This is a genomic window from Pseudarthrobacter chlorophenolicus, from assembly GCF_000962805.1.
Lineage (GTDB): Bacteria > Actinomycetota > Actinomycetes > Actinomycetales > Micrococcaceae > Arthrobacter > Arthrobacter chlorophenolicus_A.
Window position 1 is genome coordinate 71,738 of sequence record NZ_JZTW01000017.1, and the last position, 24,545, is coordinate 96,282.

Annotated in this window: 26 protein-coding genes; 14 read left to right on the forward strand and 12 right to left on the reverse strand. The window is 66.3% G+C overall.

The genetic code is table 11. From position 1 onward, the window contains the following. Positions 1–7: 7 nt before the first annotated feature. Positions 8–1,105 carry a ferredoxin reductase gene (locus UC32_RS16130; RefSeq protein ID WP_045732212.1) on the reverse strand — a complete coding sequence of 366 codons (1,098 nt, stop codon included), beginning with the start codon at positions 1,103–1,105 and terminating at the stop codon, positions 8–10. Positions 1,106–1,246: 141 nt separating this feature from the next. Then, positions 1,247–2,281, reverse strand: coding sequence for an LLM class flavin-dependent oxidoreductase (locus UC32_RS16135; RefSeq protein WP_045732213.1), 1,035 nt, complete (start codon positions 2,279–2,281; stop codon positions 1,247–1,249). A 71-nt stretch (positions 2,282–2,352) separates the two neighbouring features. Here UC32_RS16135 and UC32_RS16140 point away from each other — a divergent pair, with 71 nt between their 5' ends. From UC32_RS16140 to UC32_RS16155, 4 genes are all read left to right on the forward strand, one after another. Then, a complete protein-coding gene (locus tag UC32_RS16140) occupies positions 2,353–2,712 on the forward strand; it encodes a YnfA family protein (RefSeq protein ID WP_045732214.1) in 360 nt (119 codons plus the stop codon). Between the two features lie 37 nt (positions 2,713–2,749). Then, complete coding sequence (gene lhgO, locus UC32_RS16145) at positions 2,750–3,952, forward strand: L-2-hydroxyglutarate oxidase (protein ID WP_045732215.1); 1,203 nt, start codon at positions 2,750–2,752, stop codon at positions 3,950–3,952. A 111-nt stretch (positions 3,953–4,063) separates the two neighbouring features. Next, complete coding sequence (locus tag UC32_RS16150) at positions 4,064–4,468, forward strand: YidH family protein (protein ID WP_045732216.1); 405 nt, start codon at positions 4,064–4,066, stop codon at positions 4,466–4,468. 5 nt (positions 4,469–4,473) lie between these two features. Continuing rightward, a complete protein-coding gene (locus tag UC32_RS16155) occupies positions 4,474–4,812 on the forward strand; it encodes a DUF202 domain-containing protein (RefSeq protein WP_045732217.1) in 339 nt (112 codons plus the stop codon). 18 nt (positions 4,813–4,830) lie between these two features. Here the strand turns inward: UC32_RS16155 and UC32_RS16160 are convergent, their stop codons facing one another. Beyond that, entirely contained in the window at positions 4,831–5,229 is a 399-nt protein-coding gene (locus tag UC32_RS16160) for a hypothetical protein (RefSeq protein WP_045732218.1), read from the reverse strand. 85 nt (positions 5,230–5,314) lie between these two features. Here UC32_RS16160 and UC32_RS16165 point away from each other — a divergent pair, with 85 nt between their 5' ends. After that, positions 5,315–5,551 (forward strand): DUF2630 family protein, encoded by a 237-nt coding sequence (locus tag UC32_RS16165; protein WP_045732239.1) that lies wholly within the window; start codon positions 5,315–5,317, stop codon positions 5,549–5,551. Between the two features lie 18 nt (positions 5,552–5,569). On the opposite strand, the gene UC32_RS16170 is transcribed toward UC32_RS16165, so the two are convergent. Beyond that, a complete protein-coding gene (locus tag UC32_RS16170; RefSeq protein ID WP_045732219.1) occupies positions 5,570–6,256 on the reverse strand; it encodes a DUF2848 domain-containing protein in 687 nt (228 codons plus the stop codon). A 143-nt stretch (positions 6,257–6,399) separates the two neighbouring features. Here UC32_RS16170 and UC32_RS16175 point away from each other — a divergent pair, with 143 nt between their 5' ends. Further along, positions 6,400–7,788, forward strand: coding sequence for an MFS transporter (locus UC32_RS16175; protein ID WP_152642641.1), 1,389 nt, complete (start codon positions 6,400–6,402; stop codon positions 7,786–7,788). Between the two features lie 14 nt (positions 7,789–7,802). Here UC32_RS16175 and UC32_RS16180 read toward each other — a convergent pair whose 3' ends face one another. Beyond that, the gene (locus UC32_RS16180; RefSeq protein WP_045732221.1) at positions 7,803–8,459 is read right to left on the reverse strand and encodes a GntR family transcriptional regulator; all 657 of its coding nucleotides are present in this window, start codon (positions 8,457–8,459) and stop codon (positions 7,803–7,805) included. Between the two features lie 32 nt (positions 8,460–8,491). Here UC32_RS16180 and UC32_RS16185 point away from each other — a divergent pair, with 32 nt between their 5' ends. Beyond that, positions 8,492–9,286, forward strand: a complete 795-nt coding sequence (locus tag UC32_RS16185; protein WP_045732222.1) for a carbon-nitrogen hydrolase family protein — start codon at positions 8,492–8,494, stop codon at positions 9,284–9,286. Here UC32_RS16185 and UC32_RS20415 read toward each other — a convergent pair. Continuing rightward, complete coding sequence (locus UC32_RS20415; RefSeq protein WP_161797268.1) at positions 9,231–10,094, reverse strand: alpha/beta fold hydrolase; 864 nt, start codon at positions 10,092–10,094, stop codon at positions 9,231–9,233. The genes UC32_RS16185 and UC32_RS20415 overlap by 56 nt on opposite strands. A 380-nt stretch (positions 10,095–10,474) precedes the next feature. Here UC32_RS20415 and UC32_RS16200 point away from each other — a divergent pair, with 380 nt between their 5' ends. Continuing rightward, positions 10,475–11,848, forward strand: a complete 1,374-nt coding sequence (locus UC32_RS16200; RefSeq protein WP_045732225.1) for an ammonium transporter — start codon at positions 10,475–10,477, stop codon at positions 11,846–11,848. A gap of 29 nt (positions 11,849–11,877) precedes the next feature. On the opposite strand, the gene UC32_RS16205 is transcribed toward UC32_RS16200, so the two are convergent. Continuing rightward, positions 11,878–12,507 (reverse strand): PadR family transcriptional regulator, encoded by a 630-nt coding sequence (locus UC32_RS16205; protein ID WP_045732240.1) that lies wholly within the window; start codon positions 12,505–12,507, stop codon positions 11,878–11,880. 179 nt (positions 12,508–12,686) lie between these two features. On the opposite strand from UC32_RS16205, the gene UC32_RS16210 reads away from it, so the two are divergent. Continuing rightward, positions 12,687–14,867, forward strand: a complete 2,181-nt coding sequence (locus UC32_RS16210) for a transglycosylase domain-containing protein (RefSeq protein WP_045732226.1) — start codon at positions 12,687–12,689, stop codon at positions 14,865–14,867. Positions 14,868–14,896: 29 nt separating this feature from the next. Here the strand turns inward: UC32_RS16210 and UC32_RS16215 are convergent, their stop codons facing one another. Then, positions 14,897–16,426, reverse strand: a complete 1,530-nt coding sequence (locus UC32_RS16215; RefSeq protein WP_152642643.1) for an HNH endonuclease — start codon at positions 16,424–16,426, stop codon at positions 14,897–14,899. A gap of 518 nt (positions 16,427–16,944) precedes the next feature. On the opposite strand from UC32_RS16215, the gene UC32_RS16220 reads away from it, so the two are divergent. Further along, positions 16,945–17,595: a GNAT family N-acetyltransferase gene (locus tag UC32_RS16220; RefSeq protein WP_045732227.1), complete on the forward strand. Its 651-nt coding sequence runs from the start codon at positions 16,945–16,947 to the stop codon at positions 17,593–17,595. Here the strand turns inward: UC32_RS16220 and UC32_RS16225 are convergent. After that, positions 17,592–18,185 (reverse strand): DnaJ family domain-containing protein, encoded by a 594-nt coding sequence (locus tag UC32_RS16225; RefSeq protein WP_045732228.1) that lies wholly within the window; start codon positions 18,183–18,185, stop codon positions 17,592–17,594. The genes UC32_RS16220 and UC32_RS16225 overlap by 4 nt on opposite strands. 123 nt (positions 18,186–18,308) lie before the next feature. Between UC32_RS16225 and UC32_RS16230 the strand changes: the two genes are divergently transcribed. Continuing rightward, on the forward strand, positions 18,309–20,705 hold the full coding sequence (locus UC32_RS16230; RefSeq protein ID WP_045732229.1) for a beta-galactosidase: 2,397 nt from the start codon (positions 18,309–18,311) through the stop codon (positions 20,703–20,705). A 110-nt stretch (positions 20,706–20,815) separates the two neighbouring features. Here UC32_RS16230 and UC32_RS16235 read toward each other — a convergent pair whose 3' ends face one another. Continuing rightward, positions 20,816–21,313 (reverse strand): SRPBCC family protein, encoded by a 498-nt coding sequence (locus tag UC32_RS16235; protein WP_045732230.1) that lies wholly within the window; start codon positions 21,311–21,313, stop codon positions 20,816–20,818. A 12-nt stretch (positions 21,314–21,325) separates the two neighbouring features. Then, positions 21,326–21,658: an ArsR/SmtB family transcription factor gene (locus tag UC32_RS16240; protein WP_045732231.1), complete on the reverse strand. Its 333-nt coding sequence runs from the start codon at positions 21,656–21,658 to the stop codon at positions 21,326–21,328. A 58-nt stretch (positions 21,659–21,716) separates the two neighbouring features. Here UC32_RS16240 and UC32_RS16245 point away from each other — a divergent pair, with 58 nt between their 5' ends. Further along, a complete protein-coding gene (locus tag UC32_RS16245) occupies positions 21,717–22,481 on the forward strand; it encodes a Type 1 glutamine amidotransferase-like domain-containing protein (protein WP_045732232.1) in 765 nt (254 codons plus the stop codon). Positions 22,482–22,535: 54 nt separating this feature from the next. Here UC32_RS16245 and UC32_RS16250 read toward each other — a convergent pair whose 3' ends face one another. Next, positions 22,536–23,267, reverse strand: a complete 732-nt coding sequence (locus UC32_RS16250; RefSeq protein ID WP_045732233.1) for a GAF and ANTAR domain-containing protein — start codon at positions 23,265–23,267, stop codon at positions 22,536–22,538. Between the two features lie 73 nt (positions 23,268–23,340). Here UC32_RS16250 and UC32_RS16255 point away from each other — a divergent pair, with 73 nt between their 5' ends. Both UC32_RS16255 and UC32_RS21190 read left to right on the forward strand, forming a co-directional pair. Next, entirely contained in the window at positions 23,341–24,060 is a 720-nt protein-coding gene (locus UC32_RS16255; RefSeq protein WP_045732234.1) for a GAF and ANTAR domain-containing protein, read from the forward strand. A gap of 9 nt (positions 24,061–24,069) precedes the next feature. Further along, positions 24,070–24,510 (forward strand): hypothetical protein, encoded by a 441-nt coding sequence (locus UC32_RS21190; protein WP_412178030.1) that lies wholly within the window; start codon positions 24,070–24,072, stop codon positions 24,508–24,510. Positions 24,511–24,545 lie beyond the last annotated feature (35 nt).

Consider the following 24,545-nt stretch of genomic DNA (forward strand, 5'->3'; position numbering starts at 1 on the left):
CTGCTCCTCAGAGTTCGAGGTTGACGGGTCCGGCGGCTGCCGAGACACACGTTTGGATCAGTTGGCCGGGATCGCCATGGATTTCCCCGGTTCGGAGGTCGCGCACCTGGCCGGCCAGGAGCGGAGTGAGGCAGCTGTGGCAGATGCCCATCCGGCAGCCGCTGGGCATCAGCACCCCGGCGTCCTCTCCGACGTCCAGGATGGGGGTGTCGCCGTCGGCCTCCACCTCGCGGTCCGAGGCTTCGAAGGTGACCAGGCCGCCGTCGTGCCCCACACCGGCGGCAAAGGTGGTGTTGAACCGTTCGATCATGAGGTTGCCCGCGCTGCCGGCCACCGCAATGTCGGTCCCGGGCGCGGCGGTGGTGAGGGCGGCGCGGTTCCAGAGGGCTTCGGCGTCGTCCAGGAAGCTGTCCGGGCCGCAGGCGTAGGCGGCGCGTTCCTTCCAGTCGGGACAGATCTCATCCAGCTGGCTGGTGCTGGAAAAGTCCATCCGGCCCTGCTCCCCGGTGAACCAGTGCGCCAGGCGGAAGTTGGGGAACTGGTCCGCAAGTTCAGCAAGTTCCTCGCGGAACAGGCTGTCGCCGGGCGTGCGGGCGGAATGGACAAGTACGACGTCGGCATCCGGGCGGCGCGGCACCAGCGTACGGATCATGGACATCACCGGAGTGATGCCACTGCCGGCGGTGACCATCAGCAGCGGCCTGGGGTGCTCGGGCAGGACAAAATCGCCCTGCGGCGGGGCGAGGAACAGGACATCACCGGGGCGCGTGGTGCGCACCAGGGTGCCGGACACCGCGCCGACGTCCGTCACGGTAATGGCGGGATCCTTGCCGGCGGCGGCACTGAGTGAGTACGAGCGCCAGTGCCGCACGCCGTCCAGCTCGACGCCGATGCGGGCCCACTGGCCGGCAAGGTGCGACTGCCAGCCCCGCCCCGGGCGGAAGAAGATGGTGGCCGACTGGGCGGTTTCCTGGACGACCCGGGTGACGACGCCGCGGAGCTGCCGGGCGGAAAAGACCGGGTTGAAGAGCGCGAGGATGTCCTCGGGAGCCAAGGGCGTGGTGAGAACCGAAGCCGCTTGGGCCAGCTGTCGTAGCCTGATCATGCAGTTAAGCCTAGGGCGGCGCGAGCCATATTTCTCTCTCTCCGTCATATGACCGTCCTGCAGCCATACTGGTTGGGGCGCTAAGCCCCCAAGCCGCACCTTAAGAGTAACGGCTGGGTCACGGAGATGGTTCCCGCCCGGTCACCGGCTGGACGGATTCCAGCCCAGGGACGGCGCGATGTGGCGGGCCACGTTCCCCAGGAGTTTCGCGTTGAACTCGACTCCGAGTTGGTTCGGGACCGTCAGGAGCAGCGTGTCAGCGGCCTGGACAGCGGTATCCGCAGCCAGTTCCTCCGCGAGCCGGTCGGGCTCGCCCACATAGCTTTTTCCGAACCGCGCCGTGAGCCCATCAATGATGCCCACCTGGTCCCGGCCGTCGCGGAGGGCGCTGCCGGCGAAGTAGCGGCGGTCCTCGTCGTCCGCGATGGGCAGCACGCTGCGGCTGACCGAGATCCTCGGCTGATAGGAGTGGCCGGCTGCCTGCCAGGTATCCCGGAACAGCTGGATCTGTTCCGCCTGGAGTTCATGGAAAGGCACGCCGGTGTCCTCCGTGAGCAGGGTGGAACTCATCAGGTTCATTCCGAGCTCCGCCGCCCAGACAGCCGTTTTGCGGGTGCCGGCTCCCCACCAAATCCGCTGCGCCAGGCCGGGCGACTGCGGTTGCACGGGCAGGAGGCCCGTGGCACCACCGGCATACCGGGGGTCGGCTTCCGCCACTCCAGCCCCGGTGATTGCCTTGCGGAAGAGCTCGGTGTGGCGGCGTGCCATATCGGCGTCGGATTCGCCGTCCCGGGGCACATAGCCGAAAGCTGACGCGCCTTGCCGGGCCGGCTCGGGTGAGCCACGACTGATCCCGAGCTGGAGCCTGCCGCCGCTGATCAGGTCAGTGGCTGCAGCTTCCTCCGCCATGTAGAGCGGGTTCTCGTAACGCATGTCAATAACACCGGTACCGATTTCGATCCGGCGGGTGCGTGCTGCGATAGCTGCAAGGAGCGGAAACGGCGAGGCCTGTTGGCGGGCGAAATGGTGTACCCGGAAGAACGCACCGTCCACACCGAGTTCCTCGGCAGCTACGGCTAATTCGATGCCCTGCACCAGCGCCTCGCCCGCTGTCCTGGTGCGGGAACCCTGGCCGGGTCCCCAGTGGCCGAATGAAAGGAATCCTATGCGCTCCATACCTGCCCCAACCGCCGGCCGCCCGGTGGCATTCCCGCGTTGCCGGCGTTCCCGGCTGGCATGATGGCCGGGTGGGTATCCCGGAAGAAACCGTCAGCGTCCTCAAGACCATCGTGCTGTTCGTGCTGGCCGCGGCGGCAGAAATCGGCGGGGCCTGGCTGGTGTGGCAGGCGGTCAGGGAAGGCAAGGACTGGTGGTGGGCCGGACTTGGCGTGATTGCCCTGGGTGCCTACGGATTCGTGGCCACCCTCCAGCCGGACGCCCACTTCGGCCGGATCCTGGCGGCCTACGGCGGGGTGTTCGTTGCCGGATCCCTCGCATGGGGAATGATTTTCGACGGTTTCCGGCCCGACCGGTGGGACGTGGCCGGCTCGGTCATCTGCCTGCTGGGGGTGGCAGTAATCATGTTTGCCCCGCGAAGCGCAGGCTAAACAGCAGTATTTGCGGCCATGGGGCAGAATTTCCCCTGTGGAGCACGTGGACTACTGCATCATCGGCGGCGGGATCGTTGGCCTGGCCACCGCCTACCAGCTGCTGCGCAGGGAACCCGATGCGTCCCTGGTCCTGCTGGAAGCGGCGGATACCCTTGCCGCGCACCAGACCGGGCACAACAGCGGCGTCATCCATTCGGGAATCTACTATGCGCCCGGAAGCCTGAAGGCCAGATTCAGCAAAGCCGGCGCCCGGCAGACAAAGGAGTTCTGCCAGGAGCACGGCATTCCTTACCGCGAGCCCGGGAAGCTGCTGGTGGCCACCACTCCGCTGGAGCTGGAGCGGCTGACGCAGCTCGAGGAACGGGCAGCGGTCCACGAACTGGACTATGAACGGCTGGACCGGAAGGAACTCCTCCGGCGTGAGCCCAATGTCACCGGGCTCGGTGCCCTGTTCATTCCCAGCACCGGCATCGTGGACTACCCGGCGGTGGCCCGGAAGCTCGCACAACTGGTGGAAAGGGCGGGCGGGCAGGTATATACCAAGGCCCGGGTCACCACCATTTCCGAACACACGGACCGGGTGGACGTTCGCACCGAGACCGGGGCGTACTCGTGCCGGCAGCTTGTGGCCTGCGCCGGGCTGCAGTCGGACCGGCTCGCAGAGGCTGCAGGGGTGGACATCGACGTCCAGATCATCCCCTTCCGCGGAGAGTACTTTGAGCTTCCTGCCGAGAAGTCCGGCTACGTCCGGCATCTCATTTACCCCGTCCCCGATCCTGCCCTGCCATTCCTCGGCGTCCACCTCACCCCCACGGTGCAGGGGACCATCACCGTGGGCCCCAACGCTGTGCTGGGAATGGCCAGGGAGGGCTACCCCAAGTTCTCGGTGGATTACCGCGATGTGGCCCGTTACGCGAAGTTCCCAGGGCTGTGGCACGTGGCCCGCGCCAACGCCCTGACTGCTGTCCGGGAGGTCCGCAATTCCCTGTTCAAGGGCAGCTACCTGCAGGAATGCCGGAAGTACGCTCCCGGATTGGCCAAGGCAGACCTGCTGCCGTACGAGGCGGGGATCAGGGCGCAGGCGGTACGCCGGGACGGCACGCTCATTCACGATTTCCTGCTTGCTGAGACCGGCCGGATGATCCACGTCCTCAACGCCCCGTCCCCGGCAGCGACGGCGGCCCTGCCCATCGGCGAACACCTCGCGTCACGGGCGGCTCTGCGGAGATCCGCGTAGGCAACAGCGTGTCGGGAAGCGTCTTGGGGCAGGGCGTTACGGCGCCGGCAGCCTGCCGGGTCCGCCGTTGGCGGGCCGGGGCGCGGACAGCGGCGCGGCTAAACTGGCACCGTGACCAACAGCCAGCAAGCACCCGGAGACGGCGCACCGCCGTCGCGCGGCAAGATCGCCGAACGGCTGCTGCCCGGCGGCGAGGAGCCGGACCCCAGGTTCACCCTCGCCAACGAACGGACGTTCCTCGCCTGGATCCGGACCTCCCTGGCCCTGCTGGCCGGCGGCATCGCCATCGAGGCGTTCACCTCGGACCTGTTCCTGGAACCTGTCCGCAAGGGCCTGGCCATCGTGCTGCTCCTGCTGGGCATGCTGCTCAGCGCCGGGGCCGCGCTGAGATGGCTCCGCGTGGAACGCAGCATGCGGCACAAGGCGCCCCTCCCCCTGCCGCTCATTGTGCCCCTCCTGGCAGGGGCAGGCGCGGTGGCGGCCGCCGTCGTCCTCGTTTTCGTCCTCTGGCGCTGACGCCGGTGGCGCCATCCCTTCCAGCTGGAGATACGCACGGTGATCCCGGCCTGCAGCCGGAACGCACCTCGCTGGCCTGGGGCAGAACCATGCTGGCCCTGGTGACGGCGAGTGCGCTTTTCCTGCGATGGCTTCCCAACCACGGGCTGCCCATCCTGCTGCTTTTCACGGTCTCCGCCGGGGCTGCCCTGGCCATCTACCTCACGCAGCGCAGGCGGTACAGCGCCAGGTCGCACGGCGTCGCCCGGGAACACGTGGACGCCGACATCACCGCCGTGCTGTGGACAGCCTTCGCCGGTATCGCCCTGGGAGCCCTGGGGATCGGCGTGGTGCTCGCCGGGTAGTGCGCGGTAAGCCGCCGGCTAGAACATGGGCAGGACGAAACCTGCCAGCAGTGCCACGGAACCAATGGCCGTCAGGACACGCCCCAGCACCGAGGCTGTCCCCCCGGCTTCCTCGGGCGGAGTGATCTGCCACTGCGTGGGGCGCTTGGGATGGTAGTAGATGGGCAGGGTCTCGCCCACTGCCAGGTCCCTGATGTCGTGGGGCGACATGGGGGCATTGTGCACCTGGTGCTTTCGGTCCAGCCACCTGAACCCCACGCCCGTCTTGTCCGAGTACACCACGGCCTCAGCCACATCCCAGGGATGCACAAAGCGGCGCTGAAAGCCCACGTAGAAGAGCAGCAGCAAGCCAACGGGCAGGCACATCCAGGTCAGCATTTCCAGGATTGGTCCTGCCATATCCAGCACATCGGGCATGACTTTGATGGTACCGCCCGAGGGCTGGTGGCATCAGCACAGACTACGTACGCTGGGGAGACCGGCCCGGGACGAAGGGGAAACCATGAACGACGAAGACATCCTGACACGCATCCAGGCGCTCGTGGATGAGGAGCATTCACTTCGGGAGGGGCCCGGGGACGGCCAGGCGCCGGACCACGCGAGGCTCCGGCAGGTGGAGATCAGCCTGGACCAGTGCTGGGACCTGCTGCGGCAGCGCCGGGCGAAAAAAGATTCCGGCGAGAATCCCGACGACGCCGAGACGCGCCCCGTCAGCGAGGTTGAGGGCTACAAGCAGTAGCCGCCCACCTGTCCGGCCCTAGCCGATGGGTTCGGGCATCTGCTCCACCACGTAGCCGGCCTCGACGCTCAGGCCAGTGACGGGGTCAGCCATCTCCACCTTCCAGCTGCGGGCAAACTGGTCCACGCCGCTGGTCATGGCAACGGTGCCGGAGATCAGGACCGTGCCCGGCGCGTTCAGGCCGCGCTCCGTGAGGACGCCCAGCCAGTAGTCCGGCGTCAGGAGTGCCTCCAGCGAGCTGTCCTGGATGAGCGTGTCAGCGTCCTCCCCCTTACCCACCCAGCCCTTCAGCGAGATCCGGTCCAGATGGTCGCGGACATCATCGAGCCACCAGGCTTTACGCCCCAGGACATCGGGGCTTGCATTCTTGCTCCAGGCGACGCCGTGAACCTCCAGTTCACGGTCGGTGTGGTCGCACGCCACCGTCAGGAGGACGCCTTCGTCGGTGATGACCAAGGCCCACTCAGCTTCGCCTGAGGTCCTGGCGTGCTGCACCCGAACTTCCGAAACCTGCTGCGCGAGGTACGGGGAAACCGGGTAGAGCGCCGGCGTCGTGGTGGGACCCGGCACCCCAAGCTCGGCCAACTCTGCAATGTGTGCCTGCACTTCGTCCTGCTCGCGCCCGGCGTACCCGGCGTTGAGCAGGTGATTGACCTGCACATCCGTGGTGGCGCCGTCGGGAAGTTCAAAGCTGAGAACCGTCATGGTGGGTCCGTCCTATTCGGGGGCAAAAGAAAAATTAACAAACCGGAAACCGGAAACAGTCGCGGATGTACATCCAGTATGCGTAATGTATACATTACATCACAGCGTGACAGGCGTCACCGTTGAAACCCATGGAGGACACCATGAGCAATCCCCAACAGGCTCCGGACGCAGCGTCGCATCCGCAGAAGCCCATCCACCCCAAAGGCCTGTACAAGGCCTTCGCCGCGAGCCTGACCGGAACCGCCCTTGAGTGGTACGACTTCGCCGTGTACTCTGCCGCGGCCGCCGTCGTTTTTCCCATCGTCTTCTTCCCCTCGTCTGATCCCTTGACCGGCACCATCCTGGCGTTCTCCACTTACGCAGTGGGCTACGTTTCACGCCCGGTGGGAGGCATCGTCTTCGGCCGGCTGGGTGACCGGATCGGGCGCAAGAAGGTCCTGGTCGCTACCCTGATGATCATCGGCGTGGCCACCGTGCTGATCGGCATCCTTCCGGGCTACGGCAGCATTGGCATTGCGGCACCCATCATCCTGGTGCTGCTGCGCTTTGCACAGGGCGTGGGCGTGGGTGGCGAATGGGGCGGCGCAGTCCTGCTTTCCAGCGAATACGGCGATCCGAACCGCCGCGGTTTCTGGGCTTCCGCCGCCCAAGTGGGTCCACCGGCCGGCAACCTGCTGGCCAACGGCGCCCTTGCGGTCCTCACCCTTGCCCTGACCGAAGAGCAGTTCCTGAGCTTCGGCTGGCGGGTGGCCTTCCTGGTGTCCGCGCTGCTGGTCGGCTTTGGCCTCTGGATCAGGCTGAAGCTCGAAGACACGCCCATCTTCAAAGCCATCGAGGCACACGGTGAACAGCCGCAGGCCCCCATCCGGGAAGTCTTTAGCCAGGAACTGCGCCCGCTGATCGCCGCCATACTTTGCCGCGTCGGCCCAGACGTGCTCTATGCGCTCTTTACGGTTTTTACCCTTACCTACGGCATCCAGGCCCTCGGTTATGAACGTAACCAGGTGCTCACCGCTGTGCTGATCGGCTCCGCATTCCAGCTCTTCCTCATCCCGCTTGCAGGCGCTGTTTCCGACCGCTTCAATCGCCGTGCTGTTTACGGGGTTGGCGCAGTTGTCGGCGCCGTGTGGACGTTCGTCTTCTTCGGCATTTTGGGTGGCGACAACCAGCCCATGCTGATCATTGGCATCGTCCTGGGCCTCGCCGCCCACTCCTTCATGTACGGACCGCAGGCAGCCTTCATTGTTGAACAGTTCTCTCCGCGGCTTCGATCGACGGGCAGTTCCCTCGCCTACACTTTCGCCGGCGTTATTGGCGGGGCCATAGCACCGCTGCTGTTCACAGTGCTCCTGGCCCAGTTCAACAGCTGGGTGCCGGTGGCCATCTACGTTGGGGTGGCTGCTGCCGTCACCCTCGTGGGGCTTGCCCTTGGGCGCGACAACAACACGGTCGAAGACCAGGATTACCGGCTGCTGATGGAGGCCTTGCCCCGTGAGGGCAGCGGAGCAGGCATCGGCGGAGCACGCTAGGTCCTTCCGAAGTGTCAGGTGCGCAGGAGAATGTCCCGGGTAACCGCGAGGTGCTCATCGATGGCCTTCTGCGCCCTGGCCGTGTCGCCGGACACCAGGGCGTCAATGATGACCTGGTGTTCGGCGCACACCGCCCTGTGACGGTCACCGGTACGGAACAGGGCCGAAACACCGACCAGCACCTGCCGGACATGCAGCTTGCTGTAGGTTTTGGAGATCAGTTCGTTCCCGGCAGCGTCGATGAGCTGCTGGTGAAAAAGGGTATCGAGGCGAATGAATTCACGCGCGTCCTCGGGCCTTCCCGTATCAGGAATCTCGGACTGCAGGTCGAGCGTTTCCTGCATCAGCGCCGCCGGCACCCGGCGTTCGGCAATGGCAAGCCGGGCAGCGTAATTTTCGAGCACGCCGCGGAGTTCCATAAGTTCGGAAATTTCGCGGCCGGTCACCGCCGGAACATAGGCGCCGCGCTGCGGAATGAGTTCCACAAGTCCGTCCGACACCAGGAGCAGCAGGGCTTCACGGACTGGGGTCCGGGATACTCCAATTTCGGCCGCAAGCTCAGCTTCGTTGAGGAAGTGGCCCTGAAGCTCCGGATCCACCAGGACGTTCTCACGCAAATGCAGATATGCCTTTTCGCGTCCAGAGGCAGCCGTGCCGGAGTTTTTTCCCATACATTATGTATACAACAGATCGGAGTTCATCCATGCGCCTCGCAGTCGCCCAAATCATCAGCAGCGCCGATACGGCAGCCAACCTGGAGCTCATCCGGGACTACGCAACGCAGGCCAAGGCGGCCGGCGCGGAGTTGGTGGTTTTCCCCGAAGCCGCCATGCGTGCCTTCGGCCATTCGTTGACCGATATCGCAGAGCCGCTGGACGGCCCGTGGGCGGACAAGGTCCGCAGCATCGCCAACGAACTGGACATTGCGATCGTAGCCGGGATGTTCACGCCGGGGAAGGACGGCCGCGTCCGCAACACCCTTCTGGTCACCGGGCCAGGCCTGGATACCTCCTACGACAAGGTGCACCTGTTTGATGCCTTCGGTTTCACCGAATCCAAGACGGTCGACGCCGGCCAGAGCCCGGTGACGTTCGAGCTCAACGGGACGGTCTTTGGCCTCGCCACCTGCTACGACGTCCGCTTCCCGGCACTTTTCACAGCCAACGCCCGCGCCGGGGCACAGGTCAACATCGTCTGCGCTTCCTGGGGTGCCGGCGAGGGCAAGGCAGAGCAATGGGACCTCCTGGTGCGCGCCAGGGCCCTGGACAGCACCACCTTCGTGGTGGCCTGCGGCCAGGGCGACCCCCAAACCATCGGCGCCGGGCCTGCCGGGAGCGCCCCCACCGGGATCGGCCACAGCGCCGTCATCTCCCCACTGGGCAGCGCCTTGGTAGCGCTGGGCGGAAAGCCGGAACTCGCCGTCGTGGATGTCGATCCCGCCGTCATTGACGACGTCCGCACCAAGCTGCCCGTACTGGCCAACGCCCGCCAGTTCTAGGGGCGGCCCCGGCGCTGTCCACGCCCTTCGCGGTCCAGGAAACCGCGGAGGGCGTCCACCCAGTCGTCGAAAGCGTCCAGGTGGGCGTCATGCGACGCCTCGGGCAGGTTAACCCGCGAAACCCGGTGACCCAGCTGAACGAACGCGTCCTTGGCGTCGGGGTGAACATCCCCCGTCCGCCGTAGACCACCAACGCCGGCGCCCGGACTGCATGCCATTCCTTCCAGCGGGGCGCGGAAAGACCGGCCGCGGCTTCCGCCATGACGTCCGAATCAAACCTCGGCCGGAAGCCGTCCGCCCGTTCCTCGAGGTCTTCGGCCCATGCCTGGGCCAGCGGGCCATCCCCGAGGAAGCTGCGCGCCGCCTCCCGGCTGCTGAACGGCGTCGGCCAGGACCTGAAGTAGTCCCCAATGGCCAAATGGCCCTCCACGTCTCCGCCGGCCGCACTGCACTCCAGGAGAACCAGGCCGCCCACCAGGTCCGGGCGCTCCGCAGCGACGAGCATGGCCGTATGGGCGCCCATCGATTGGCCAACCAAAACCACCGGTCCACCAACGTGCTCAATGACAGTGACAACATCCGAAACATAGTCCGACCGCGCTGCGCCGGGAGGCACCCTCGTGCTGCCCCCATGGCCGCGGAGATCCACGAGGATGACCCGGTATTCCGGGAACGCATCCGCCGTCGGAAAAAATTCGCGGGCGCTCCCCGCCAGGCCGTGCAGCAGCACCACGGCAGGCCCGGCTCCACCCGAGTCATAGCAGCTCAGCTCGACGCCGTAGGCAGGCGCAACGGTAAACGCAGTCATGCCCGTTCCCAGGTTCGTCCGCGGCGGCATGGTGCCACGCTACGGCACGCAGACGCCTCCGACGGCGGTGAGCCGCCGTTCACGGGCAGGAAACTTTGACCGATTAAGGCACGACGGCGGGAGCTCACCTTCATATTCCCTTGCGCACCCGTGATGGCGTGCCCGCGCAGGCCGGCCTTCGACTGACGGGGCCGTACCGGTGGGAGTGCGTTTACATGACTGAAACATTGCCGACATGCGAACTTCACGCAGGCGCGTTTTGTGTAACGCAATGGCAACTTTCCGCGGCATCGGATGAAACACGGGCACCGAAAAATAGACCCCGGGGGAAAGCCGGGGTGGCACAAAGCCCCGTTGAATCTCATGCGAAGGGACCACCGGTGGAGATCTCTGCCCAACACGTCTGGCTGCTTATCTCGGCAGCGATGGTACTGCTGATGACCCCCGGGCTCGGCCTCTTCTACGGCGGCATGACCCGTGCCAAGGCCGCGCTGAACATGATCATGATGAGCTTCATCTCTGCGGGCATCGTCGGCGTTGTCTGGGTCCTGTGGGGCTACTCCATGACCACCGGCGACGGCTTCCTGGGCATCTTCGGCAACCCGTTCACCAATTTCGGGCTGCAGAACCTGATGGGCTCGCCGGACCTGATAAAGGCCGGATACAGCGCAACCTTTGCCATCATCACCGTGGCCCTGATCAGCGGCGCTATTGCAGACCGCGCCAAGTTCAGCGCCTGGGCAGTGTTCGTGCCGGTCTGGATCACCCTGATCTATTGCCCCCTCGCCTACATGATCTGGGGCGGCGGACTGATGAGCGCCGGCGGTGCAGTGACGGCCATTTTCGGCCAGGTCATCGATTTCGCGGGTGGCGCCGTGGTGGAAATCAGCTCCGGTACAGCCGCACTGGTGCTCGCCGTCATCGTGGGCCAGCGCCACGGCTTCGCGAAGGACCCCAACCACCGCCCCCACAACCTCCCCTTCATCATGCTGGGCGCGGCCCTGCTGTGGTTCGGCTGGTTCGGATTCAACGGCGGCGCAGCGACCAGCGCCGAACAGGCCGGCCTGATCTGGATTAACACCCTGGTTACACCCGCCGCAGCCATGCTCAGCTGGCTGGTGACCGAGAAGATCCGCCACGGCCACCCCACATCATTGGGGGCCGCCTCCGGCGTGGTGGCGGGCCTCGTGGCGATCACGCCTTCCTGCGCCAACATCAGCCCGGTGGCCGCAATCGGCCTGGGACTGATGGCAGGTGCAGCGTGCGCCATCTTCGTTGACCTCAAGTACCGCTTCGGGCTCGATGACTCCCTGGACGTGGTGGGCGTCCACCTCGGCGCCGGACTCATCGGCACCCTGGCGCTCGGGTTTATTGCCCTGCCGGCAGCTGGCCAGGCCGGAGGTCTTTTCTACGGCGGTGGAGTGCAGCAGCTCATTGCCCAGACGGCGGCCGTGGTCATCACGCTGCTGGTCTCAGGGCTGGGCACCCTGGTGATCGGCCGCGCCATCAACAAGACCATCGGATTCCGGGTCAGCCACGAAGCCGAGACGGCCGGCGTGGACCTGTCCGAGCATGCCGAGAGCGCCTATGCGTTCAACGAGGTAGGCGCCGGCTTCAACCCGCTGCGGGCAGTCTTCGGCCACACTCCGGCCGGCGTGCACTCCGCAGACCGCCAGGCCGACCAGGATTCAGACCGCCAGGGTTCGGAAACCCAGGGCTCGGACCGTCAGGCAAAGGAAGATACTTTCGCCTGACGGCCGCCCCTGCTCCGGCAGCCCCGGCACTAGTCCGCCAGGATCTTGTAGAGCGCACGCCGGGTTTCGTCCAGCTTCTCGATGGCGGCGGTCCGCTGCTCCTCCGTAACACCGCTGCGGAACTGGTGGATCACGCCCATCAGTTTGCCGATGCTGTGGTGGAACTCGCGGTCCGATCCTTCCGGTACCGCGTTCCAGGCACTGTCCATCTCCTCCGCATGCCCGGCCACGTACTCCCGGCCGGCCTCGGTGAGCGAGAACTCGGTGCCGCGGCCTTCACTCATGGCCTCGATCAGGCCTTCGTCCACCAGTTGCTGGAGTGTTGGGTAGATGGAGCCCGGGCTTGGCCGCCAGGCTCCCTCGGTCTTTTCAGCGATGGTCTTGATCAGCCCGTAACCATTTGACGGTGACTCCGCCAGGAGCGAGAGAATGGCGGCGCGGACGTCGCCTCGGCTGGCCCGCCGCCCCCCGCGCCCGAATCCCGGACCGAAACCCGGGCCAAAGCCAGGACCAAAACCAGGGCCGAACCCGGGACCAAAACCTGGGCCGAAACCGCCGCCGCCGCGGTGGCCATGCGGTCCCCGGCGTCCCCTGCCTCGTTCAAACCGGCCCTTCGCGAACTCCGGGCCGGGGAATTTTTCGTCAGAAATGCCTCTCATGATGGCATCCACCTTTCAATTTTTATCTTTACGCCAATCTCTTCGGCGATACTTAACGATATGTCGTTAAGTATCGCCGGTCAAGCATTTTTCGTGACCGTATCCTGACCTTCGAAGTTCTGGATCAGCCCATACCAGCGGCGTAGGCTGGACGCACCTCCAAGCTTGAGGGCTGATAGATGGCGAAGAAGAAGCGCAGAAGCGGTTTTGGCGCCGCCCTGGGACGATTCGTGGGGTTCCTCGCAGCCAGTGCAATGTGTGGCGTGCTGGTGGCCAGCCTGGTTGTCCCGGCAGTTGCGGCGGCGGGGCTCGGAGTCAGCAACTCGATCGGCTTCTTCGAGGGCCTGCCTAAAGAGCTGACGGTCCAACCGCCGTCGCAATCCACCAGGGTTCTCACCTCCGACGGCCAGCCGATCGCGACTTTCTACGCCGAGAACCGCGTGCGGATTCCGCTGGACCAGATGTCGCCATACATCAAGGACGCCATCATCTCCATTGAGGACAGCAGGTTCTACGAGCACGCGGGAATTGACCCCCAGGGCATCCTCCGGGCAGTGATCGCCAACGTGACAAAAGGGGACCAGCAGGGCGCGTCCACCATCACGCAGCAGTACGTCACCAACGTGGTCAATGAGGCCCGGCTGTCCCAGGACCGGCCGGACGAGGTAGTCCTGAGTGGCCAGAAAGACATGGGCGACAAATTGCGGGAGATGAGGCTGGCCATCGCCCTGGAAAAGAAGTACAGCAAGGACCAGATCCTTGAGGGGTACCTGAACATCGTCTTCTTCAACAGCGATGCCTACGGCGTCGAGGCGGCAGCACGCTACTTCTTCGGCACCACCGCAAAGGACCTCACCCTGCCGCAGGCCGCCCTCCTGGCCGGGCTGGTCAACAGCCCCACCTTCTACAATCCGGCCATCAACCCCGAGAACTCGCTGGCGCGCCGCAATCAGGTCCTTGACGAAATGCTTCGCCTCAAGAAGATCACCCAGGCGCAGCATGACGAAGCAAAAGCCACGCCGGTGGAACTCAAGGTCACCCCGGAACGGCAAGGCTGCGCCAATGCCGCCATGGCCCCCTACTTCTGCGACTACATCTCCCACCTCATCCTCAACAACCCCGCCTTCGGGCCCAACGAAGTGGAGCGCGAGCGCAAGCTGTACCGGGGCGGGCTGACGATTGTCACCACCTTGGACAGCAGGCTGCAGGCGGCGGCTCAGGCCCAGGTGGACAGCACAGCCGGCGCCAATCCGGACAAGTGGGGTGCAGCGCTGGTCACGGTACAACCGGGAACGGGCAAGATCCTGGCGATGGCGCAGAACACCGCGTTCCTGCCCGAACCGGGCAAATTCGACACACAGCTGAATTTCAATGTTGATGCCCGGGATCCGCAGGGGAATGATCTGAACGGGGCAGGTGGCTTCCAAACCGGATCCACCATGAAGCCATTCACGTTCGCGGAATGGCTCAACGAAGGCAAGTCCCTGACTACGGAGATTGATGCTTCACGGCGCGTCTATCCGCTCGGGTTCCCTTGGCGCTCCAGCTGCGGCAAGGTACTGGGCGCCTACAGTACCGCGCAGAACAACCCCGAGCTGGGTGCGGCCGATGACCTGCAGAACTCGGAAGAGGGCTTCTACCGGAAGATGCCCATCAACTACGGCCTCTACAACTCGATCAATACGGCTACGTTCGCGTCCGCCGCGCAGCTGGATTTCTGCGGCATCCAAAAGATGGTTGACGCAGTGGGCCTGCACAGCGGCCTCGACGGGACACCCATCAACATGCACCAGCTGGGCAACCTGCTGGGAGCTACCGGCGTTGCACCGCTCCACCTGGCCAACGCCTTCGCCACCTTCGCCAACGACGGCCGGTACTGCAACCCCATCGCCCTGCTGGACATCAAGGACGCTATGGGTGGAAAGCTTCCCGCCCAGACAACCGAGTGCAGGGACGCGGTGAAGCCGGAGGTGGCGCGCGGCGTCAACAGCGTCCTACAGGACGTGCTGGTGAGGGGTTCCGGCTTCTGGATTCAGCCCAAGGTTCACGATAAGTGGCCCACTGCCGCCAAGACCGGCACCTCCAACAACAACGGCGCCACCTGGATTGTGGGATACACCAGCGGGCTGGCCACGGCGTCCTTCTTCGGGGACGCACTCGAAGGCCAGAAGCGGGCAGGCCAAAACGTCACCATCAACGGAACGTTTTATCCCCGCCTCGACGGGTACATGATCGCCGGCCCGCAATGGGCAAACTACATGCTCAAGGCGGCTCCCCTCTACCCCGCCGCGCCGTTCCCCGGGCCTCCCCAGTCGATGATCGGCCCGAGTCCGACACCCACCCCCGCGCCTAAGCGGTAGCAGCCCAGGGCTGACCGATTGAACCTGCCCTACCCCGCAGGCATTGGTCCAGCCCGGCCGAGCACCTCCACGCGGTTTCGTTTGGCTTCGGGGATGCCGACGGCGGCTGCCTTGGGTCCTGAAGCATGCGGCACGCGGGTCCTTGGCCGCCTTTCCAGTTTCTGCCGCGAGGCAAGGTTGGGACGACGGCGGCGCTCCTGATCGGCGCCCGCGCCAGGGAGTGCTCCGGGCTGCGGGACGTACGTCAAGCATTCCGGATTACGGTTTCCTGGAAGTGGTGGTGCGGTGGAGTGGTAGGTGTGGCCGGTTGGGGTTCGGAGTTGGACGGTGTGGCGTGCTCCGGGATTTGGTGCTGTTGCAGCTGACCAGCCGGGTGCTTCCTTGGTGTGGTTGCAGGCTTCGCAGAGGCCCTGGCCGTTGTTGGCGGTGGTGTCTCCTCCGTGGTGCCAGGGGGTGATGTGGTCGTGGTGGCGGATGGGTGCGTCGCAGTACGGGGTGCGGCAGGTGTCGTCGCGGATCTGGAGGAAGCGTTTGAGCCCGGCCGGGAAGAGCCTGGCCTTGGAATCCAATCCGATGAGCTCCCCGGTCCCGGGGGCGGTGTAAAGCCGTCTCACCCAGACAGCCATCCCGGAATCGGCTCCGGCCCCGGGTTCTTTGTTGATGCTGGTGCTGGCAGGGTTCCCGGGTGCACCGCCGGTACCGGGAGCAGCCACACCCGTGGAACCGCCTGCACGCCTGCCGCCGGTGGTGGTGTCCGTGCCCGGTTGATGTCCGGTGACCAGTTCGCGGGCCCAGGTGGCGGGGATGATGCCGTACCCGGTCAGACGGGCGGGCTCGCTGTCGCCCTGGAGGAGGGTGCGGTCGGTCATGACGAGCTGGACCTCCACCCCGCTGACCCCGCAAGGGGTTCCGGTGGCCCGTTCGACGAGGGTATCGGCCATGATCTGGCCCCGGGACCGGCCATCCCCGGAGGACAGGAGGGAGTCCGCTTCTGCCGTGAGCGCGGCGTAGGCCGCCACACCCTCGGCGACCGGCAGCAGCGCGGTCAGCCGGGCCATGGTGTCCGGGGCCGGGCGCAGGCTCACCGTCCGCTCGCCTACGGCTTTAGCGGCCCGCCTGGCCACAGCGGCGGGGTCACGCCGGTACGCGGCGGCCTTCACCGCGGAGATGATGCTCCGGTCCCCGGCACCGTCGAAAGCGCCGGCATCGGCGGCGAGTTCCTCATCGACCCCGGCCCGGTCCTCGACCGACAGGCAGATGGTTTCCTTCACCACCAGGGTGGTCCGCCACTCGCTCAACCGCCCGGACCGGAACGCAGCAAAGGTGCGGGGCATCCCGGTCAGGGTCTTGGCCAATCCCAATAGCCGCCCGCCGCGGGCCGGGGACTCCCGGCGCGCCAACGCCACCTGCGCCCCGACCCCTGCTCCAAGATGCTCGGCGGGGACACCGGCAGCGGCCTGCTCCCGCCGCTGGACCAGGTCAAAAGCAACAGCGATCTCGGCCTGCCTCGCCGCCGCCACAGCCTTCACATCCTCCAACAGCCGAAGCTGACCAATCATCCCCGAACCATCACCCGCAACCGGCACCACCGCCAGAATCCTCAACACATCAAGAACACCCGCAACACCGGAGGGAGAAGGAACTCCAGCGCCCAAGGGGTCGCCTGCGGCCGGCCGGACTCCCGCAGGCGAAAGAACATGAACGGCCGTAGCTTGCAGGATGGCCGATCCAGCGGCAGCCGGCTGGGGAGCGGCGGATCCGGCGCCGGCGGGAGGACGACAATGGGCAGCCGAGACAAGTGCGGTGACGGGCGGTGCGTCAGCAAGAGAAGGAACATGGACAACCAGGGCGTGCGCGGCCGCCGGACGGGCGTCAGGAGCAGCCGGAATAGGCGCAATTGAGGCGGGCGCGGAGGTGTCCCTGACAGCAGGCCGCGCAACGGCAACTGCCTGCCCCAGCTCCACTGCCGCTCCGCCAACCGTCTCCATGACCAAAGTCTTCCAGCACCCACTGACATTCCCGCCGCCCCAAAAGCCCTATGTGGAAAAGCAGCGGTCCCCGGACGATCAAGGGCACAATGAACGGCGTGGAGAAGCTTGAAACGGAGCGGCTGATCCTTCGGCCATGGGAGCCCGAGGATGAAGACTTTGTGCTGGATCTTTACTCCCGCTGGGAGGTGCAGCGCTTTATCGGAAACCCGCCCCGAGTGATGGCGGACCGCACTCAAGCGGAGGAACGCATTGGTGTGTGGCGGGCCATGGAAGATCCGGTCCACGCCGTCTGGGCCGTCCAGCTGAAAGACCCAGCCCAGCAGGCGAACCCAGCCCACCCCACAAACCCAGCCCAACCAACAAACCCGCCGCAACTGACAGACCCTGCGCAGCCAAGAATCCCGGGACGCAGCCTGCCCGCACTCGCCGGGACGCTGCTCCTCAAGTCCATTCCGGCGTCGGGCGCTGAACTCCCCCTGCAGCCGTCCGGAGACACGGAAATCGGCTGGCACTTCCACCCGGACCACTGGGGAAAGGGGTACGCCACCGAGGCCGCGGCGGCGGTACTCGCCTATGCCTTCAATAGCGGCGTGCCCAAAGTGGTGGCCGTGACCAACCCCGCCAACGCGGCGTCGCAACGTGTGTACACCAGGCTTGGCCTGCTCCACCAAGGCCAGACCAGCAGGTACTACAACGCCCTGTGCGAGCTGTACGAACTGGCGAACCCGGCAGCCTAGCCCGGACCCTTCCAGAGCCGCTGCCACCAGGAGCGCTCCGGAATGGGCTCCTCCACCACCTCAGGCGTCCGCGCGGCACGCCTGGCCCGCCACCGCTCCACCTGTTCCTCCACGTCCCGGGTCTTGGTGACCACCGGCGGCCCGCCCTGGAGCTGGCGGCGCGCATCAATGACGCGGCGGTTGAAATCAGCCAGGAGGTCCCGGACCTGCTGTTCGGTGTACTGCGCATCCAGTTGTGCGTCCAGCCCGGCGTCCTCCGCCCGGAGCAGGATGGCAGGCGGTCCAAGACCACTGATGTTCTCGCGCTGCAGGAGGCCTTTGACCCACCAGTCGGGGTCGTAGGATTCGCCCAGCCCGGGAATCGGCTTGCCGGCGTACTTGAGGTTGTCGAACTTTCCCTGCGCCATCGCGTCCCGGACCAGATACTCGGCCGGCGCTGAGTCGCTGACCTTGCGCCGCTTCTCCCGTTCCTTGGCGTCGAGCGCATCCAGGGCGGCTTCCTCCTCCGAGCTGATGCCGGCCCCGCGGTACGAACGGACCTCGGCCGCGCGCTCCAGCCGCTTCCGGTACTCCGACGCCCCGCCGCCCATCAGTCTCACCGCCTCGCCTTGGTTGATGCCGTCCTCCCAGTATTTCGAAGCATCGCGCCGGGTTCAACGGCCCGGAGGGACCAAGCCAAGAAAACGTTTCCCGAGTGTGCAATACTTCCTCCCATGCCATCACCCTCCAACGGTTCCCCGTCCGTCCTGCGCGCCGCCCACACGCCGTGGGAAACTCCCCTGACCCGGCCCGCCATGAGCAACACCATCGACCGCCACCACCGCTACCGCGTCACCAACCGATACCTGGAGGCCGACGGTCAGCCGGTCCTCCCGGTGTCCGGTGAGCTGCACTACAGCAGGGTGCCGCGGGCACGGTGGGAGGAGCGGCTGCGGCTGATGAAGGCCGGCGGCATCACAGTGGTGGCCACCTACGCTTTCTGGATCCACCATGAGCAAACCGAGGGCAAGGTGAGGTTCGACGGCGGCCTGGACGTAGGTGCGTTCGTCCGCCTTTGCGCGGAGATCGGCCTGGACGTGGTGCTGCGCATCGGTCCCTGGTGCCACGGCGAGGTCCGCAACGGCGGCTTCCCGGACTGGGTGCAGGAGGCACCGGTAGAGCACCGGACCAACGATCCCGCCTACCTGGAACTGGTGAAGGGCTGGTTCGGGCACCTCGGAGAGGAACTCCGCCAACTGACGGGGCCGGACACCAACGTGATTGGCATCCAGCTGGAAAACGAGCTATACGACCAGCCGGACCACTTCGTGGAGCTCAAGAAACTGGCCAGGAACGCCGGCCTGTCCGCGCCCATCTGGACGGCCACGGCCTGGGGTGGCGCGGACCTGCCGGCCGGGGAGGTCCTGCCCCTGTTCGGCGGCTACGGCGACGGGTTCTGGGTGGATGCGGACGCCCCCTGGGATCCCACGTTCCGCGAGCACTACTTCTTCAGCCACGTGTGGGACGATCCGGGCATCGGCGCGGACATCCGCGAGTTCGTGGGTAACGGCGCCGAGGATGCAGGCAACCCGGGCGGCGGAAACAACGCACCTTCGCCCCGCACACCGTCGGCCCTTTTTCCACTCGCCACCTGCGAGCTGACCGGTGGCATGGCCACGGCTTACCAGCGCCGCCCCTGGCCGCAGGGGCTGGATGTGGCCGCGGTGGCCCACAACAAGATCGGCAACGGCTCGGCCTGGCAGGGCTACTACATGTTCGCCGGCGGGGTGAACCCTGCCGACGGGCTGCAGGAATCCCAGGAAACCGGCTACCCGAACGACCTTCCCCGGTTCGACTACGACTTCCATGCCCCGATCGGCGCTTCCGGCCGGCTGGCCGGCAGCTTTGCCGCCCTGCGCAAGCAGCACGCCTTCCTGGCAGCCTTCGGCGACCGCCTGGCGCAGATGCCATCTTCCCTCCCTACGGCCATGCCTAACGGCATCGAGGACACCACCACGCTCCGCTGGGCACTGCGAAGCGACGGCACCGCCGGCTTCGTGTTCATCACGTGGCACCAGCCGCACATCCCGCTGCCCACCTACGAAGACGCCCACTTCGAGATAGAGCTCGACGGCGGTCCGGTCACCTTTCCGGGGCAGCCGGTGGACATCCCCGCGGGCACCGTGGCGCACTGGCCCGTAAACCTCGAGGTGGCCGGCGTGACCATCGCCTGGGCCACGGCCTCCCCGTTGACCTTCCTGGAGCCGTCCGCGGAGGATCCGGATTCGCTGCCCACCCTTGTCCTCGCAGCGGAACCTGGAATACCCGTGGAACTCTCTTTCGCCGAAGGTACGGAGGTCCATGGCGCCGGCGGCTCGGATGCAGCGGGGTCCTACCGGATCCACGGCCACGAACCGGTGGTTGCCACCGCACGCCTTGGGGATGCCCAGCTGGACATCCTGGTCCTCCCGGCCGAGGCGGCGGAGGCCGCCTGGGTCTTGGACGACAACGCCTCGCCTGAACTGATCCTCTCCAAGGATCCGGTGTGGCTGGATGGCAACGGCAACCTGGCGGGCCTGTCCCGTGCCACCCCTGACGTGCTGCGCTACCGGCCCGGAGCGCGCTCTTTCGAGGCAGTCGCCGCGCATGCCACCGGCCCGGCTGCCCCGGCCGCCGGAAGCGTTGACGTTGCCGCGGAACCGGTCAAGGCAGCGGGCCCTGTCCCTGGAACCTACGGCTCCTCGGCCAACCGGGCCGCAGCGCCTGACCCTGCGGTGATCACTGAGTTGGCCCAGGCTTACCGGCTGCCCCTTCCCGGCCAGTCGCTGGCCGGAGCGCACACCGAGCTGGAAATCCATTGGGCCGGAGACGTGGCCCGGCTGCTGGTGGACGGCGCGGCAGTGGCCGACAGGTTCTGGGACGGCTCCCCCTGGGTCATCAATGTGGCCGACGCCGGAATCGGGCCCGGTACCGACGTCACCCTGGAGATCCTGCCGCTGTCCCCCGCGGCCCGGGTGGGGCTGCCCGTCGAGGCGCAACAGCGCCGGGAAGAATCACACGGCGACCTTGCCGCGCTGGACGCGGTCCTGCTGGTCGGCTGGACAGCCTGGCGGGAGGCGCCGGCGGCGTAAGCCGCCCGGCAGCAAACCAGCGCACGCGGAAGCGGACGCGGAAGCGGACGACGCCGGGAGGCCCCGGCGTCGTCCGCTTCCTTTATTTGCGCCGCAGTAAGCCCGCCGCGTCAGGCGTTGGCGTGCTCGGCGAGGATGCTGTCCATCTGGCCGACGGCCTCCTTGAGGCCTTCCTCCATGCCCATCTGCATCATCTGTTCCAGCTGCTCTTCGGACTCGAAGGCGGAGAGCATGGTCATCCGGGTGCGGTCCCCGAGCGGTTCCAGTGTCACAGTGGCGTGGCTGGTTCCGTGCTCACCGGTGGGTTTGCCGTCGCTGTCCGCGAACCCGTCGTTGAACTCCAGCTGCCGCGGCGCCTGGATGCTGGTGAACTCCCACCAGCCGTGGAACTTTTCGCCCTGGGGGCTGGTCATGTAGTAGCTCGCCTTGCCGCCGGGCACAAAGTCGTGCTGGTAGAACGTTGCCGGGTACGTCGGCGGCCCCCACCAGCGCTCCAGTTGCCGGGGGTCCTCGAATAGCTGCCACACGCGTTCCGCGCCGGCATCGAACTCGGCAACCAGGGTAAGGCTCAGGGCCTCGAAGTTCTTGTCCGTACTGATGACTGTCATGGCAATGCCTTCCTAACCTTCAGCGAGAATGTCGGCCATCCGCGCGGCGCGCTGCCGCCAGATGTGTTCGTATTCGTCGAGCAGCCGTCGGGCTTTCTGCAGGCCGTCGTGGTCACCCCGCACAATCTGCTCCCTTCCGCGCTTCTCCTTGGTCACCAGGGAGGCACGCTCCAACACCGCAACATGCTTTTGGACTGCGGCGAAGCTCATGGCGTAGAGCGCTGCGAGGCCGGAAACCGAGAACTCGCCGACGGTTACGCGGCGGACGATGTCGCGGCGGGTGGAATCGGCGAACGCCTGGAAGAGGCGGTCCAGTTCGGTCTCGCGGAGCTTATCTACAACCATTTGGTTGTACAATAACCCGCCGGTAACGGGGCGTCAATGGTTCTGTATCTTGAAGGGCATGAGCATTTTCCTGGTGGGCGCCGGGCCGGACCCAGAATCGTTCCCCGAAGTGTTTGACAGATTTGCCGCCGAGGCACAGCTGGGGGCAGGACCGGGACGACGGCCACGGATCGCGGTAGTGGTCCATGACAGCGGCGGCGCCCCGATCACCCGGCTGCCGGAATATGCCGGTCCGCTGCAGGAGCGCATTGCCTGTGACGTAGTGCCGGTATTGCTCGGTAAGGGCGATCCCGTGGATCACGCGGCTTTCGCCGGAGCAGACGGCGTAGTGGTGGGCGGCGGGCTGACGCCTGCCTACTGGAAGGGCATTGCAGAGGCGGGCCACGCGATCCGGGACACGGTGGCGGGCGGCGTTCCCTACCTCGGCTTTTCCGCGGGTGCGATGGTGGCGCCGGGGCGGGCGCTGATCGGTGGCTACCGCATCAACGGGATCGAGGTCTGCGGCGAAGAGTGCTCCGAGGGCCTGGTTGACCTGGAATTCCGCCCCGGACTGGGGATTGCCCCGTTCGCGGTGGACGTCCACGCAGCGCAGGCCGGGACGTTGAGCAGGGCCACCGGAGCCGTAGCAGCCGGACTGGTGGACCACGCTGTGGCCATTGATGAAGGCACGGCCATCATTCTCGCCGCAGTGGACGCCGGGGATTACACGGTGATCGGCGCGGGCACCTGCTGGGACATCCGGGGACGCGCCGGCCGCGGTCCAGGCCTTGGCGGAGGAGCCGCGGTGGTCACCGCCCGGACAGCGGAACGGGCAGGAAACTGACGACGACGGCGCAGGCCGCCTGCCGCCGTCGGCAATCACCGCGAGGGTGGGCGCCTACTCGAAGTGGGTTTGGATGCGGTCTCCGGAGAGCTGTTGGATCAGCTCCGCTGCCACATCACGGAGTTTGCGGTTCCGGTTGCTGGAGACCCTGGTGAGGATTTCCATGGCCTCGGCCTGGGAGCAGCGGTTCTGCGCCATGATGACGCCGCAGGCGAGGTTGATGGCAGTCCTGCTTTCCAGCGCCGCCTCAAGATCGTCCGCACGGTTCTGGGCCTTGTTGAGCCGCACGGAGAGATTGAACGTGTTATGCGCCGAGGCCGCGAATCCCACGGCCTTCGCGTAGACGTCTTCCGTAAACGCGCCCGGCTTGTCAGCGAAGAAGTTCAGTGCGGCGCTTGCGCCTTCGGTGATCTTCAGCGGAACGCCCAGCGTGCTGTGCACGCCGGCATTGAGCAGCGCCTTGTTGTAGGCGGGCCAGCGCTGGTCTGCGGCGACGTCTTCAACCAGCACCGGGGCCATCTCCCGGATCGCCTCGATACAGGGGCCGTCACCGAGGGCCTGCTCAACCCGGTCCAGTTCCACGGCCCGGTCGCTGCTGCCGGCCGCGGTTGCGGGCCGCCGCTGGACCTTCAGGGTGACGGCACATTCGATCCGGTCGTTCGCGGCTTCGGACACAGCGGCTGCGGCAATTCCGGACAGCCCGGAGAGAAACTCCACCACGCTCTCGGCGCCAGTGAGGATCTCTTGGAGTTCGTGGACAACGTTGTTGTCAGCCGATTTCGACATGTGCCCATCCTACTGGCGCGTGCAATCGGCGGACTTCCTGACCGGCCAAATCGATTGGCATATGCTGGGGGCTATGGCCCAGCAGCTTCCCCTTGACGAGCTCAGCATGCTCATTGGCCGTATCCGCGGCCTGCTGCTGACAGAGGAAAAAGTGGTGGCAGCAGTCCACTCCCTGGCCCGGGCCGCTAAAGACTCAGTGCCGGGAACCATCGGCGCGGGCGTTTCCCTGCTGGATTCCCGCGGCACGCGCACCAGCAGCGGCTACACCGACAGCATTGTCCAGCAGGCCGACGCCGTGCAGTACCAGCTCGGGGAAGGTCCGTGCCTCACCGCTTGGGCAACAGAGAGGCCTGTGCTGGTGAGCGATGTCCACGGCGAGCACCGCTGGCCGGAGTGGCGGCGGGCAGTACAGCAGCTGCCCGTCCGTTCGGTGGTCACCGCTCCCCTGATTGCCGGCAGGGAAGCCATCGGCTCACTGAAGCTGTACTCTTCCGGACCCCACACGTACGACGGCTCCAGCGGACGCCTCCTGGAACTTTTCGCAGCACCAGCGGCCACGCTCATTGCGCACATCCAGGCCAGCGAAGCTCCGCAGAAACTGACTGAGGGGCTGCGCCAGTCGCTGTACAGCCGGGACGTAGTTAACCGCGCCTGCGGAGTCCTGATGGAGCGGCAGGCCGTCCCCCATGAAGCCGCCCTGCGGCAACTTATCAAGGCAGCCAGGGACCGTGGCGCCACCCTTCAGCAGGTGAGCGAAGCTGTCTTGTCCGGGCCGCCGGCGCCCAGGGCCTAGGAACTCCGCATGGGCTTCGATCCGAACGAACCGGAACAGCGGCGGCGCCTGCGCGCAGCGATGAAGGCGGCCGACATCCCCCTGCCCGAACTGTGGCTGAAGTACTTCAGCCTGTCCGGCGATGCCGGCGAATACGAGGTGGAAGCGTACCTCCAGGGGCTCCTCTCGCTTCCGGCCATCCAGCGCGACCTGTTGGCGTTGGCCGCCAATGAACTGATCGACGACCTCCCCCGGCCGAGGGCACCTTACTCGGACGATTTCAGCGGGCAACCCGGCCACGCTGACACAGGAGACGCAGCACCCGTCCACCGGGATGCGGACGCAGCAAAGCCCGGGTCCGGCACCCGGGATTCCGGCCCAGCCGAACAGGACCAGCCCACTGAAAGGTCAGGCGACGGCACCGGCCGCGCCGGCGGCCCGGAGGGTCTGGCGGAGGCGCCGGAAGGATAGTCCGGGCTGCCCCGCCCCGGCTGGCCCCCTCACCA

What these genes read in the sequence shown, in the direction of transcription:
- UC32_RS16220 (WP_045732227.1), top strand. Translation starts at nt 16,945, where the DNA reads ATGAACGGCGTGGAGAAGCTTGAAACGGAGCGGCTGATCCTTCGGCCA.
- UC32_RS16235 (WP_045732230.1), bottom strand. Translation starts at nt 21,313, where the DNA reads ATGACAGTCATCAGTACGGACAAGAACTTCGAGGCCCTGAGCCTTACC.
- UC32_RS16175 (WP_152642641.1), top strand. Translation starts at nt 6,400, where the DNA reads ATGAGCAATCCCCAACAGGCTCCGGACGCAGCGTCGCATCCGCAGAAG.
- UC32_RS16170 (WP_045732219.1), bottom strand. Translation starts at nt 6,256, where the DNA reads ATGACGGTTCTCAGCTTTGAACTTCCCGACGGCGCCACCACGGATGTG.
- UC32_RS16225 (WP_045732228.1), bottom strand. Translation starts at nt 18,185, where the DNA reads ATGGGCGGCGGGGCGTCGGAGTACCGGAAGCGGCTGGAGCGCGCGGCC.
- UC32_RS16135 (WP_045732213.1), bottom strand. Translation starts at nt 2,281, where the DNA reads ATGGAGCGCATAGGATTCCTTTCATTCGGCCACTGGGGACCCGGCCAG.
- UC32_RS21190 (WP_412178030.1), top strand. Translation starts at nt 24,070, where the DNA reads ATGGGCTTCGATCCGAACGAACCGGAACAGCGGCGGCGCCTGCGCGCA.
- UC32_RS16215 (WP_152642643.1), bottom strand. Translation starts at nt 16,426, where the DNA reads ATGATTGGTCAGCTTCGGCTGTTGGAGGATGTGAAGGCTGTGGCGGCG.
- UC32_RS16250 (WP_045732233.1), bottom strand. Translation starts at nt 23,267, where the DNA reads ATGTCGAAATCGGCTGACAACAACGTTGTCCACGAACTCCAAGAGATC.
- UC32_RS16185 (WP_045732222.1), top strand. Translation starts at nt 8,492, where the DNA reads ATGCGCCTCGCAGTCGCCCAAATCATCAGCAGCGCCGATACGGCAGCC.
- UC32_RS20415 (WP_161797268.1), bottom strand. Translation starts at nt 10,094, where the DNA reads ATGACTGCGTTTACCGTTGCGCCTGCCTACGGCGTCGAGCTGAGCTGC.
- UC32_RS16130 (WP_045732212.1), bottom strand. Translation starts at nt 1,105, where the DNA reads ATGATCAGGCTACGACAGCTGGCCCAAGCGGCTTCGGTTCTCACCACG.
- UC32_RS16255 (WP_045732234.1), top strand. Translation starts at nt 23,341, where the DNA reads ATGGCCCAGCAGCTTCCCCTTGACGAGCTCAGCATGCTCATTGGCCGT.
- UC32_RS16160 (WP_045732218.1), bottom strand. Translation starts at nt 5,229, where the DNA reads ATGCCCGATGTGCTGGATATGGCAGGACCAATCCTGGAAATGCTGACC.
- UC32_RS16165 (WP_045732239.1), top strand. Translation starts at nt 5,315, where the DNA reads ATGAACGACGAAGACATCCTGACACGCATCCAGGCGCTCGTGGATGAG.
- UC32_RS16210 (WP_045732226.1), top strand. Translation starts at nt 12,687, where the DNA reads ATGGCGAAGAAGAAGCGCAGAAGCGGTTTTGGCGCCGCCCTGGGACGA.
- UC32_RS16230 (WP_045732229.1), top strand. Translation starts at nt 18,309, where the DNA reads ATGCCATCACCCTCCAACGGTTCCCCGTCCGTCCTGCGCGCCGCCCAC.
- UC32_RS16180 (WP_045732221.1), bottom strand. Translation starts at nt 8,459, where the DNA reads ATGGGAAAAAACTCCGGCACGGCTGCCTCTGGACGCGAAAAGGCATAT.
- UC32_RS16245 (WP_045732232.1), top strand. Translation starts at nt 21,717, where the DNA reads ATGAGCATTTTCCTGGTGGGCGCCGGGCCGGACCCAGAATCGTTCCCC.
- UC32_RS16205 (WP_045732240.1), bottom strand. Translation starts at nt 12,507, where the DNA reads ATGAGAGGCATTTCTGACGAAAAATTCCCCGGCCCGGAGTTCGCGAAG.
- UC32_RS16240 (WP_045732231.1), bottom strand. Translation starts at nt 21,658, where the DNA reads ATGGTTGTAGATAAGCTCCGCGAGACCGAACTGGACCGCCTCTTCCAG.